The sequence below is a fragment of the Paenibacillus alba genome, from assembly GCF_013204855.1.
Classification (GTDB): domain Bacteria; phylum Bacillota; class Bacilli; order Paenibacillales; family NBRC-103111; genus Paenibacillus_E; species Paenibacillus_E alba.
Genome location: NZ_JABMKZ010000047.1, coordinates 35,156 through 47,962, shown reverse-complemented (window position 1 = coordinate 47,962; position 12,807 = coordinate 35,156). Strand labels below are relative to the sequence as shown.

General features: G+C 44.3%; 10 protein-coding genes. 5 read left to right on the top strand and 5 right to left on the bottom strand.

Features of this window, described 5'->3' with window-relative positions:
- Positions 1 to 489: 489 nt before the first annotated feature.
- The 5 genes from HQN90_RS33790 to HQN90_RS33770 all read right to left on the bottom strand — a co-directional run bounded on the left by HQN90_RS33790 (position 490) and on the right by HQN90_RS33770 (position 7,164).
- Positions 490 to 1,332 carry a carbohydrate ABC transporter permease gene (locus tag HQN90_RS33790; protein ID WP_079412001.1) on the bottom strand — a complete coding sequence of 281 codons (843 nt, stop codon included), beginning with the start codon at positions 1,330 to 1,332 and terminating at the stop codon, positions 490 to 492.
- Between the two features lie 12 nt (positions 1,333 to 1,344).
- Positions 1,345 to 2,223 carry a carbohydrate ABC transporter permease gene (locus tag HQN90_RS33785; protein ID WP_173227273.1) on the bottom strand — a complete coding sequence of 293 codons (879 nt, stop codon included), beginning with the start codon at positions 2,221 to 2,223 and terminating at the stop codon, positions 1,345 to 1,347.
- A gap of 81 nt (positions 2,224 to 2,304) precedes the next feature.
- Positions 2,305 to 3,645, bottom strand: coding sequence for an ABC transporter substrate-binding protein (locus tag HQN90_RS33780; protein WP_173227271.1), 1,341 nt, complete (start codon positions 3,643 to 3,645; stop codon positions 2,305 to 2,307).
- A 126-nt stretch (positions 3,646 to 3,771) separates the two neighbouring features.
- Complete coding sequence (locus tag HQN90_RS33775) at positions 3,772 to 5,361, bottom strand: response regulator (protein ID WP_173227269.1); 1,590 nt, start codon at positions 5,359 to 5,361, stop codon at positions 3,772 to 3,774.
- 3 nt (positions 5,362 to 5,364) lie between these two features.
- Entirely contained in the window at positions 5,365 to 7,164 is a 1,800-nt protein-coding gene (locus HQN90_RS33770) for a sensor histidine kinase (RefSeq protein ID WP_173227267.1), read from the bottom strand.
- Between the two features lie 255 nt (positions 7,165 to 7,419).
- Here HQN90_RS33770 and HQN90_RS33765 point away from each other — a divergent pair, with 255 nt between their 5' ends.
- The 5 genes from HQN90_RS33765 (at position 7,420) to HQN90_RS33745 (ending at position 12,649) form a co-directional block, all read left to right on the top strand.
- Entirely contained in the window at positions 7,420 to 8,247 is an 828-nt protein-coding gene (locus tag HQN90_RS33765; RefSeq protein ID WP_173227265.1) for an ABC transporter ATP-binding protein, read from the top strand.
- Positions 8,189 to 9,016, top strand: a complete 828-nt coding sequence (locus HQN90_RS33760; protein WP_173227263.1) for an ABC transporter permease — start codon at positions 8,189 to 8,191, stop codon at positions 9,014 to 9,016. Before HQN90_RS33765 ends, HQN90_RS33760 begins: the two co-directional genes overlap by 59 nt.
- A 28-nt stretch (positions 9,017 to 9,044) precedes the next feature.
- Positions 9,045 to 10,184, top strand: coding sequence for an ABC transporter substrate-binding protein (locus tag HQN90_RS33755; protein ID WP_173227261.1), 1,140 nt, complete (start codon positions 9,045 to 9,047; stop codon positions 10,182 to 10,184).
- Between the two features lie 1,060 nt (positions 10,185 to 11,244).
- Positions 11,245 to 12,123, top strand: a complete 879-nt coding sequence (locus HQN90_RS33750) for a hypothetical protein (protein ID WP_173227259.1) — start codon at positions 11,245 to 11,247, stop codon at positions 12,121 to 12,123.
- A 79-nt stretch (positions 12,124 to 12,202) separates the two neighbouring features.
- Entirely contained in the window at positions 12,203 to 12,649 is a 447-nt protein-coding gene (locus tag HQN90_RS33745; RefSeq protein WP_173227257.1) for a hypothetical protein, read from the top strand.
- Positions 12,650 to 12,807 lie beyond the last annotated feature (158 nt).

The following is a 12,807-nucleotide window of genomic DNA, read 5'->3' as shown; positions in this document are numbered from 1 at the left end:
TTTAATAATCGAAGTCAAGGCAAAGTATCCAATTCAACCTCTTTTAGGTTCTGGATCTATTTGCTTCGAGATAGGGATGGGGCCTAGTTCGCACATGTAAGCTTCAATGCAAAGCTATTGAGAAAAAGCCTCAAAAGCCTGCATAATCGCAGGAATTTATTGATTCGGGCCCTTCCATGACCAAAAAGGATGCATATTTGCAGGAATTTAGCCAATTGGGCACGATGGGCTTGTTCACAAGGAGGCTGATCTTAATCAACTTGCCTACTTAAGGACACCCCTTGCGCGCCCAGCCCATTTCGTTGCTTTCGTTGTGCTCCTGTACTTCTCTGCTTTCGTTGTGCTCCTTCTGCGCTTCTGCATTTCGTTGCTTTCGCTGAGCTTCTGTACTTCTCTGCTTTCGTTGTGCTCCTGTACTTCTCTGCTTTCGCTGTGCTTCTGCACTTCTGCACTTCTCTGCTTTCGCTGCGCTTACAGCAAGAATAAACCTCAGCCTTTTACTGCTGATCCTACGGTTAACGCTTTTTCGACTTGCTCGCTGAACAGCACATAGACAAGTACTGTCGGCACACTGGCAATCGTCATTGCCGCGCCCATGGCTCCCCAGTTCGTTGTGAACTGGCCTTGGAAGAACAACAGCCCAAGCGGCAGTGTTTTCAGCGACTCTTTGGTAATTAGGATCAGCGCCATGGTGAACTCGTTCCACGCTGACAAGAACACGAAGATAACCATTGTCGCAATCGCCGGCTTAATAATAGGCAAAATAATGGCATAAAAAGTCCGGTAAATGCTTGCCCCGTCCATACAAGCTGATTCTTCGAGCTCAACCGGAATGCTGCGGAAGAAACCATAGAAAACCATGCTCGAAAAGGAAATATTAAAGGCAATATAGGGAATAATGAGCGCCCAATACGTGTTGGCCAAGTGGAAGTCACGCACGAGAATGGCTAGCGGAATCATAATAACCTGTACGGGAATGAACATCCCGATAACAACGTAAATTCTGGCTGCTTCTTTCAGACGCCATTGCATTCTCGCAACTGCGTAAGAGAAAGTTACCGCAAGGGCAATCGTTCCTACGACAGTAGCGGCGGCAACCAGCAAGCTGTTGCTGAAGTATACCGGGACATTGAATCTGGACCATGCATCCACATAGTTCTCGAAACGCAGATGCGTCGGGAGACCAAATGGATTCGTAACGAAGATTTCATTGTTATTTTTCAGCGAATAAAAGACCATCCATAGCAGCGGATATACCGACAACCCTGCATACACCCATAAGAAGATGCCCAGGAGCGGATTCTTTTTACGCAATTTGAGTATTCCGTTCATCTGTCATCCTCCTTAAAAGGTAATTCGTTCTCTAGCGATCAAACGGTTAATAGCCAATGTTACAATCAAGCACTCAATCACAAGGAAAGCTGCCGCAGCACTGCCATACCCGAACTCACCGACGCGGAAAGCGGAGCGATACATCAAGTACGTCAAGGTGTAGGTAGAATTCCCCGGGCCTCCGCCCGTCATAATGAACATGTTTGCGAAAGCATTAAGTCCACCCGTAATCGCCAGCACTAAGCAAAATTTGTACGTTTCAGCCAACATCGGAATCGTAATCGACCAATGCGCTCGCCACTTGGATGCGCCATCAATCCGCGCAGCTTCCAAATATTGCTCGGGAACTGATTTCACAGCTGCCAATAGGAGCGCGAATTGATAACCCATGTACTGCCAGGCATTGACGAAAGCAATGGCAAAAATCGCGGTTTTGCTGCTTGTCAACCAATCTTGGCGGTAGGAGATCCCAAGCGCCTCGAACAATTTATTGAACAAGCCGTATTCACTGTTATACATCGCCAGCCAAAGCTGACACACAACCGTAATCGAAAGAACCACAGGAATAAAGTAGCTAATACGCAGAAACTTGCTTCCTCTGAATCCTTCGGCCACGGCAAAAGCAAGCACGCTGCCGATTCCGATCTGAACGACGGCCAGGATACCTGCAAACACAAGACCATTATAAAGCGAAGTATAGAAAATGTTGTCTTGAAACAAGCGGATATAATTGTCCAGATAAATAAAAGTGCCTTCGCTTAGTCCATCCCATTCGAATGTGCTGCGATAAAACGTTTGTAAGATCGGATAAAACACAATTACTGTATACAAAAGGAGTGCAGGCAGTGTGAAGATCATGATAGCTGCCTTATTTCCCATGAATTTGCGCATGTCATCACTTCCCTTTTTTAGTAGAAAACTCACACCGGTCTTGCGTTCCAGTGTGAGTTTCCTTGTCCATAGAAACCTTGTTTATTTCGCGGTAACAGCTGCTTTATTCAAATCTTTCACGAATTGATCCGACGTGTAATTACCCGTCAACAGGTTCTGTGTAGCATCTTCCAATGCTGCTTTGAATTTTGGATTGGACAATCCCCATGAGAATGCCGTCGTGCTTGTCATTTTCGGAATATCTTTGGAAAGCTGCTCCATCATCGGCGGGAATTGCTTCACGATAGGCTTATCCACTTTTGTTGCTACGATCGGGTTGCCGCGGTTCGTGTATTTGTACTCTGCGTATTTCAAAGAAATGAAGGATGCGACTTTGGCTGCAAGCTCTTTGTCCTTGGTGTTGGCAGATACGGCATAGCCGCCAGGTCCGCCGCTGCCGCTGAACGCTGTTTTGCCTTTTTCGTAGGCAGCTGCATCTGCAGCCGGAAGGTACATGTAGCCGGCTTTATCTCCAAGCGCTTTGGTTGCTGCTTCAATTTCCCATTGTCCGTTAATGAACATAGCTGCTTTGCCTTCATGATAAAGCGCTGCCGCTTGATCGTAGTTCAAGTTCGTTGCGCCTTTAGGCAGCATCCCTGCTTTAACGAGCTCAATGATTTTGTCAGCAGCTGTTTTGTATGCTGCGTCCTCTGCTTTGGCAAGACCTTTATCCAGCTTCGTCACGCCTGCAGGTTCTGCACGTGAAACGAACATGTCATAAAGGGCTACGCACGGCCATTTTTCTTTGGCAAAAATAGATAACGGTGTAATGCCTTTGCCATTGAACGTTTGGACCGCTGCCATCATTTCATCGTAGGTTGTTGGCACTTTCACGCCATTTTTCTCAAACAATTCCTTGTTGTAGTAAAGAAGCGCTACTTCATTGCCAGCATAAGGGAAAGCATACGAGTGTCCATCATCTGTAATCAGTGTATTCATGGCACTTGGCTGCATTTTATCCTTGAAACCGAATTTCGTTACGTAGTCATCCAAAACCAAAATATTGTTCGATTTTTTAAATGTATCAATAATGTCCAGCCCTGCTTGGAAAATGTCCGGCAAATTGCCTGTAGCTGCATAGGTTTTCAGCTTCTGACCGTCATCTTGCGCTTGAATATCAAGCTCCAGCTCTACATTTGGCATTTCCTTCTTTAATTCCGCCACAGCGTAGTCATAAGGTGTTTTCGTATCTTCATCCGCATACTGCGCATAAATTCTAAGCTTAACCGGCTTGGCGTCCGATTTCACAGCTGCTGATGTTGCTGCTGCCGTAGTCGCCGGCGTCGTTGTGGCGCTTCCTTCTTTGGCTGTATTCGTGGAACCGCAAGCGGCAAGACTCGTAGCAGCAAGTAAGCTTACAAGCGTGACTGCCATTTTTTTCATTTGGTTGACCTCCCAGGCATGATGTGCATTTGTCTTCTTTACAACCCCAGTATAGAAGGAAATGAGCCTTGTGATAATGGAATAACTGCGGGCTTCTTGTAAAATCCGCACATTTGCGAATAGCCATTACAAGCGATTATTTTCATACTCACTAGGAGAGTAGCCAAAAAACTTCTTAAAGCTTTTACTGAAATAGCTAGGATCACTAAAGCCAATTAGTTCCGCGATATCCGCTAGGCGCATGTTCCCTTTTCCGAGCAGATCCTTCGCTTTATGCATGCGGACATGCGTGACATAATCCGTTACGGTCATCCCGATTTCCTTCTTAAAGACAGCCCGAAGATAGCTGGGATTAATAAATACCTGCTGGGCAATTTGATCCAGTTGCAGCTCAGTGTCGCCATAATGCAGTTCAATATACTCCTTGGCGGATTGGGCAATCTTCGATGAGCGTGTCTTCCGATGCTTGCCGGTGTAGACAATGGCTTGACGAAACAACTGCTTAATCCACTCGGATGTGGCTTCAATAGATGCCAACCGCTTAATTTGACTGTATGGGAAAAAAGCTTCGCCAAAGCAGTCCTCGATCGGATGTCCCGTTTCTGTCACATAAGACAAGCAGACCGAAATCAAGCCCATGCTGATGACATACGTATACTCCAGAGACAGCCGCTGCTCACGAATGGATTGAAAGATTTCTTCCAGCTTAGCTTCAACCTTTTCCTCATTTTGCATGCGTAATTGCACGAGTAAATCCTCGTTCACCTCAGTCGGATAAAACGCCTGTCCACCGCTCTCCAGCGCACCTGACCCATAGGCAATAACCCGATCATGTCCCAGCACGAATTTGTTTTGCAGCGCCTCAAGCGCCTCCAAATAGGAGGAACGAATCCCTTTATAGCCGGACTGACTTCGACCGACACCAACCGTAATCGTAAATTTCAAATATTTCTTGATGAGGAAACATAATTTCTCGTATCCGCCCAACGCCGGTGTTTCCAAGCCACCCTTCCCTTGATGCTCCACCAAGCAAATAATGCGCCCCTCTGGTCCATTGAAGATTAAATGATTTTCCGTTTCCTCCAATGCTTCATTGAGAATGTTCGTTACCGCATATTTCCAGAGCAATCGTTCACTCACTTTATTCCATTTGAGGTCCAAATTATCAATCTCGATACAGGCCACGACAAAGCAGGAGGAATCGAAGGATTCGCCGAATTGTCCCAGCTTTTGACGTGTTTCCTCATCGGAATGATTGTATTCACTGCTCAGCAAATGATTCAGAAAACTCTCTTTCATGAGCTGTTGGTTTTCCTTCAGTGTAGATTTCTCTTCCTGCACCCGCTGATGCTCCTTTTGCAGCTTGAGAAGTGTCAGCGTAAGCTCATCTTTGGAAAATGGCTTCAGAATGTAATCCTCTACACCTAATTTGAGCGCTTTGCGTGCGTAATCAAATTCGTTATGACCTGTAATCAGCACGACACTCGTCACGGGATAGCGTTCTTTGAGCTGCTCCGTCAAACTGAGCCCGTCCATAAAGGGCATCGTGATGTCCACGAGAGCAATATCCGGTTGATGTATCTCGACCTGCTCCAGCGCCTCAAGGCCATTTTTGGCTTCTGCGCAAATTTCAAAACCATAAGCTTCCCAATCCAAGGCCGTACGCAAGTATTCTCGAAAAATAGATTCATCGTCCACAATTAATATTTTCTGCATGTCTTATCCTTCCTCACTTTGAAAAGGGAGCCATAAGGTCACTTTGGTTCCCTGCCCCAATTGACTTTCAATTTGCAGCCCATACTCTTCGCCAAAATAGAGCTGGATGCGATCCTTGACATTGCGCAGCCCATAACCGACCGCTTCCTGCTCTGTTTCCGGCTTGGACACCAGCGCTTCAAGCCGTTCAGGCGGCATTCCGACCCCATCATCACTAACGATGATCCGAATTTTCCCTTCGACGATTTCTCCCGTTACTTTCAGCAGTCCAAGACTCCCCTTCGTCTTCAGACCATGATAAATCGCATTTTCAACCAGCGGCTGAATGGTTAATTTCGGAATAAGACCCGCCAGCACTTCATTGTGCATGTCGAACTCAAATGTAAACACATCGGAATAACGGATACGCTGAATGGATAAGTAATCCTTCACATTATGGACCTCTTCCTCCAGCGTAATCGTTTCTCGCCCTTTGCTCAGGGCAACCCGATAAAAGTCAGCTAACGCTTTGGTCGTTCGCTGCACATCTCTGGCGCGACCCATCTCGGATAACGTATAAATAACGTCCAGCGTATTATACAGAAAATGCGGCTTGATCTGCGCCTGAATGAGCGCAAGCTCATATTCCCGCTTCTTCTTTTGCTCAAAATTAATGTTCGTCAGCAGCTCTTGAATTCGCCGAATCATCGCATTGAAACCCGAGGCCAATAGTCCGATTTCATCTTCCGAATCAATCTGAAATTCATGATCCAATGTGCCTTCCTTAACTTTCTTCATATGCTTGGTCAGCCCCATAATCGGCTTGGCGATTAATTGCGAAAGCATGCCAGCACCCAGCAAGGCAAAAAATAAGCAAACCAAGCCAATCAGCACAATTAGCAGTGTAATCTTACGCGTATCCGCGGTTAACGACTCCAGCGGTGCCATCGAAATGAGCTTCCAACCAAAGCTTGGAACATCAGAGCTGACAACGAGCGTTTTCTCATGTTGGAAAGAAGTCAGATCCGACGTATGCGTGCCGGACGTGATCCACTCCTTCATAGCCGGATCAGCGACTTCTTGAAGCACATCCTGCGGCTGCTGCGAAGAAACAACAACCCCGGTATCGTTGACAATAAAATAGCTGCCATCCTGGATAGAGCCGATTTTCTGATAAATCGCCGACAGCGAGCTTTCCTTAATGTTCAATACGAGAATGCCAAGCTTCTGCCCCGTATAAATATTGACAATCCGCTTGCCCAGCGTCATGACGGTTTCCTCCGAGTCGTGCGTCAAATAGTCGCGACGCTGCATAGGGAACCAAATATTGTTGCCGCTGGAGCCGTCAATCTGCTTCAACATCTCACTGCTGCGGACAAGCTCCAGATTCCGCTCCAGCAGCAGGTTTGAACCAAAGACACGATTGCTCGTATCAATGAACGCAGCTGACTGCACATCCGGGAATACGAGCAAGGCAAAGCTCAATTGGTTCGTAATTTGCGTATACATTTGCAAGCTTGTTTCCGGAGCCCCCTGTGTTTGCGGGTCCTCGACAATGACCTTGTTGAGATTTATCGTCAGCATATTGGCGCAGCTCTCCACGTTCGTCAACATGCCTGTGATTCGCGTAATAATTAACGAGGAATTGTCGGAGACGTTTTTTATCGTCTTTTTGACAATTGCACCGGTATAGACATGATTGGACACGAACCCCAATACAAACAGAGGGACAAAAATAAGCGGAAAATAGATGACAATGATTTTATACCGAATGCGTTGATTGCGAAACCAATGCAGCGAAAGGATATGTTGGTAAAATGGCATAGCGGCCCCCTTATGCATAATTAATCACATTGTAAAGGATTCAGCTTAGCATTGAAATATCGCTTAATCAATTGGTGTTATCGAAGTCATCCAGATCCTGCAAGCGCGCAGCTAACGTGCCCTTTATTGGATTTGAACAATGAGATCCATAGCTATTTTCATATTGGATACAAAAATGGACGGCTGATACAATAAAAACCAATACATATAATTCTCAGCGGAATTATTGGTTTTATCGTTGGAGGAGGTGATCAAATGCCCTATGAAGAGGCATTCATGGAATTGAAAGATGTGAGCGTGACCTACCCCGGCCCGCTGCCAGGCCAGCTTCATCACGTACTAAATCCACTAAACCTTCAAGTCAATGAAGGAGAATTCATCTGTTTGCTTGGTCCAAGCGGGTGCGGCAAAACAACCTTGTTGAACTGCATCGCCGGCTTCCAAACCTATGAAGGTACGATCACGCTGCAAGGTCAACGGATCACCAAACCTGGGAAGGAGCGGGGTGTTGTTTTTCAGGATTATGCCTTATTCCCTTGGTTTACCGTCGAGCAGAATGTTGCGTTAGGCCCCAAAATGAACGGTTTGCCTAAAGCCAAACGCTCCTCTTTAACAGAGCGCTGCTTGCGCTTGGTAGGACTGGAAAACTTCGCCTCGTATTACCCGAACCGTTTATCCGGGGGGATGAAACAACGGGCCAGCCTGGCACGAGCTCTAGCGAATGAGCCTTCCATCCTGCTGATGGACGAACCCTTTGCCGCACTGGATGAACAAACCCGAGAAACCATGCAGAGCGAGCTGCTGGAGATTAAAAGAAAAAGCGGAATCACGTGTTTATTCATCACACACAGCATCTCAGAGGCCGTATATTTGGCTGATCGCATTCTTGTCCTTTTGCCCAGACCTGGCCGCGTCGCCCTTGACCTTACTTTGGATTTGCCGCACATCCGGGATCGGAATGATGATCGTCTTTTCCGCTATCAGAAGTTGATCCGTTCTGTACTCAGAGAGGAGCCGCCTGCGCATGGAGAAAGCAAGCCCAGCAACCAAATCTTGGAACCCGTCCTTGCCTCATATCGATAAAATTACCAAATCCCCCTTGCTCACTTACGGCGGAAAAGCACTGGTGGGCTCCATAGGCATCGTTGTTGTACTCGCGATCTGGCTTGCCATCACTTGGCTAAAGTGGCTTCCGGCTGCCCTTCTTCCCAGTCCTCTGGAAGTTGCCGACACAGCAGCAAACATGCTGCGCAACGGATCACTGATTACACATATACAAGCGAGTCTTCAACGTGTACTGCTTGGCTTTCTCCTTGCATTCATTCTCGCGCTTCCGCTTGGTGTTGCTTTGGGCACTTGGGAATTTCTACGAAATGCCCTCAATCCGCTCATCGAGCTCATTCGCCCGATCCCCCCCATTGCCATGATTCCTTTAGCTATTTTGTGGTTTGGCATCGGTGAAATGTCCAAAATCTTCATTATCGTTTATGGCGCTTTCTTCCCGCTCCTGCTGAATGTCATTGGCGGTGTCAGCCAAACCGAAGCTTTGCACATCAAAGCGGCGCAATCCCTGGGAGCCAGTCGCTTCCATATTTTCTACTTCGTTACGTTGCGTGCTGCCATTCCGAACATTGTCATCGGCATGCGGTCCGGCATTTCCATGGCTTTTATTTGCCTTGTTGGCTCAGAGCTTATCGCCGCTAATGCCGGACTTGGCTTTCTCATTCAAGAGGGCAGAGCCTTATACAAAACAGACCAAGTATTTGTCGGTATGATTGCCATTGGTCTTGTGGGCTTAGCTATCAACCGTTTGCTGATCGCTTTAGGAACTTATCTGATTCGTTGGAAATAACGATTTCATTCTGGAGGCCATATTCCTTATGCATGTATTCAACGTTAAGTCCACTCGCACTCTAACCATCACACTCTTCTTGCTGATCGCTTTATTGGCGACAGCATGCGGGCAAACCCAGCAAGCGTCAGCCCCTGCAGCTTCGCCAGCCGCCGCACAAACTTCTGCAGCTCAATCCTCAGATAAACCGGCTGCGGCCGCTGTCACAAGCACTCCGTCGGCAGCCGCCAAGCTGGAAACGACTTCCCTCACCATCGGTTCCGGACGCGATCCGCAGCTTTCTCCGCTCCTGATTATTGCCAAAGAGCAAGGATTTTTTCAACAAGAAGGCTTAACCGTTGATATCAAACTGTTCGCGGCCGGGCCTGATGTCGTTTCGGCCATCGCTTCCAAAAGCATTCAATTGGGTTCCACAGGGGATATCCCCCCGCTAATTGCCAAAGCTTCAGGTTTGCCTCTCCAAGCAATAGCACAGCATTCCGATATATCCGGCGTTCAGACCCTTGTCGTCAATCCGGATAAAATCAAAAAACCAGAAGACTTAAAAGGAAAAAAAGTCGCCTATGTTTCAGGAACTGCCTCAGAAGCCTTTTTCCTCAAAATTGTTGAAAAATACGGACTTGATCTGGGCACTATCCAATCTTTTAAAGTTGGCCCGACCGAAATTTTACCTGCATTTCAGAAAAAAGATGTCGACGCCTTCGTCATTTGGCAGCCAATTGCAGCTAAAGGCGTCAAAGAAGCAGGCGGCTTTCAACTGCTAACCGCCACACAATCGTACGTCCCCGGGGCTGAAGGACCTCAAGCCTTATTCGCTTCCTACTCCCTGCTCGTCGGCCATAAAGACTTCTTGGACAAAAACCCGGAAACGACCAAAGCCGCACTCCGCGCTTTACGCAAAGCGGCGAGCTTCATCAAATCCAATCCCGACGAATCCGCAGCTTTCGTTAGCAAGACATTAGAAACCGATATCGAAACGATCAAAAGTATCTTCCTGCTAAACAAATATGCTCTGAACATTACACCTCAAGTTGTTGATTCCTTAACAAGCATCTCGACCTTTCTGCTGAAAAACGAAAAAATCAAAGCCACACCTGACTTAAAGGAATTCATCCAAACCTCCTATTTAAAAGCGGTCGATCCCGCCTTAGTGACTTGGGCACCGTGACTAGACATCGGTTGGGGGATTGAATATAGTTTGTGGGGCTGAGTAGTCTCACAGGTATGACTGAATTCCCATAGTTGGGGATCCACGGCTTTCCCCGAGTTAGGCGAACCGTTCATGGAGTGGAAAACCTGCAAAAATGCAGTTTTTTCAACGAAATCGTATGAAAAAGAGGAAATGCCTGCGATTATGCATAATTGCAGGTTTATAGCTAATACAGTCAGTCGCTAAATTCGCTGATACCTCCATCTTTCGGAAGGAATTCTGTGATTCAACGCGCTTGTATAGGTATAAATCATAGCGAAGGAGTTTAGGTAGCCAAAGCTACCTAACTCCTTTTTGTTCTTATATTTGTGTTTGTGCCTGTACTTCTACTTCTACTTCTACTTCTACTTCTACTTCTACTTCCCTTCTACTTCTACTTTGGCTTGTAGATGACATTGATCTTATGTCAGTCTTTGTCTTTAACCTTCTTTAACCTTGCCCTTGACGAAAGGATTTTGGATTTCGCGGATCGAGCTCTTGAGCATACTTAACTTCAACAAAGGTCTCTATTCCATCACGATCCAATGTCCACATGTCAAAGATCGTTTCTACAATTCCTTCATTCATTTGCTGATGGATTCGTAATGGTTGTTCACAAAAGGAAGTTATCAAGGGATTTGTTTCTACAATAACCAAATGATCATACTCTAAATCGCTAAAAAGCCTGACATTTCTGTTCAGTTTCCTACTAAAAGAAACCCAATAATTATTGCTATATTGGTATAGGTGTATACATAATCGCACCATCTCAATCTATTAAAATGGGAATATACTCATATACTTAATTCATAAACAAATTTCATCCTGATATCAATATGTTCGACAAAGGTTATCAGTAATCGCTATTTTCCTACAATTAGCATTAGTATTCTATAGTGTTTCATCCTATAAATGGTAAATTTGATATACATACATATTGTGGAATTAATGGTAATATAGTGTTTACTGGCGATATTTTACTTACCCCATCGTTAGAGCAAATCTAAATTTTTATTGGAGCCAAACTCAAAAAACCGAAATGATGCGCTATATTAGTTATTATCCAACCTTTGATGTCAGAGATTCATCAAAAGCTGGTTATAGTGGTTATTACATTTGGACAGATCTTCCAGACCCGAAATACGATTACGAAGACGATAATAGTGACAGTAAAAATGATGAACTAGAGGTCGTTTCCAGAGATCAATGGAGTATTCAAGCAAATACTTTTTATAATGTTAATACTAGCTGGAATGTTATAAATACAAATGTTAATCCTGCTAATGTTGCTTATGCTAGCTATAGCATTGCACCTTTATTTCCAGGCGGTGATTATAATACTGGTTATGGTTCTGCTGAGTATCTAGGCGGCGCTTATTACGGTGGATTATTTAGCCCAGCCGCTACCTCTTCAGATCAAACCACTTCACAATCTGAAACAAATAATCAAACCATATCAACATCTAAAATAAATGAAAAATATAATGGAATTAAAACAAAGCAAGATTTAGAAAATTTTAAAACCGCTGCACACGAGAAACTAAAAAGCTTGAGTTTAAATAAAAATAGTAATGATGCTCGTGCAAAGTATATCATTACTCTAAAAAAACCGATTGGAGCAGAAAGGCTCTCAAAATTTACTGAAAAAATTAATGTCCAAGAAGTTATTGGAAGGGGTTATAAGGATGAGAAGATAATAACAATCGGGACAAAAGATACTTCAGAACAAGTTTTTAAAGATATAAAAAAAGATAACATTGAAAACTTTAACTTTGCTGGTATTGTTGAAATTTCAGGTGAAGATAAAATATCTGAAATCGCTAAGTATCTTGAAGACTCTGAGATATTTAGCGTGGAAATTCAAACAAGTGACTCGGTTCCACAAGGTCTCTCTTGGAAATTAGAAAATGCAAAATAGTTTATTGTATTTCGGAAAGATAAGGGTAGGCAAATGCCTATCCTTATCTTTCTATCATTTTTTTAAATAGGAGGATTTCATGGAGCGTATTAACTTATTGGCGAAGATTTCACTTGTTTATCTATCATTATATTTTTTTGTTTTTCTATTTGGCTTTTATTCTTATCTTTTGTTTTGGGGGCAACCAGATCATAATAAAGTTTCTTCGGGGCTCTATATTGGATTTTTAGTATCAATAGTTCCATTTGGATTAATAGCATGGAAATTAAATAGCAGGAAAAATGATTATGAAAATATATATAAGTTAGGTCTCTATCTTATATTGATCAATATTATCTTCGAAAAAGTAATTCCGCTAACATTTTCTTACTTTTGGGAACAAACTGATCAAATTGATAACTCTTATATATTTTTGTCTGAAATTTTCACTTACTTTATTTTTAAAGAATATTATCTTCTCGGGAGCATTTCCGTTTCCATTCTTACATTTATTATTGGTTGTAAGATCTCTTCTAGAAATAAATAAATCTCAAATACGAGAAACTAAGATTGTCAGTAGAAATTGAACTTAACATATTTTCAGTATTCAAGACCTTGAGAGTGTTTGAGGAACAGGTCAGATGAGAGCGGACGGTGGCATTTAGACTCGCTAATGCTAAGCGTATAAACGGTCAAAGTGTTGGT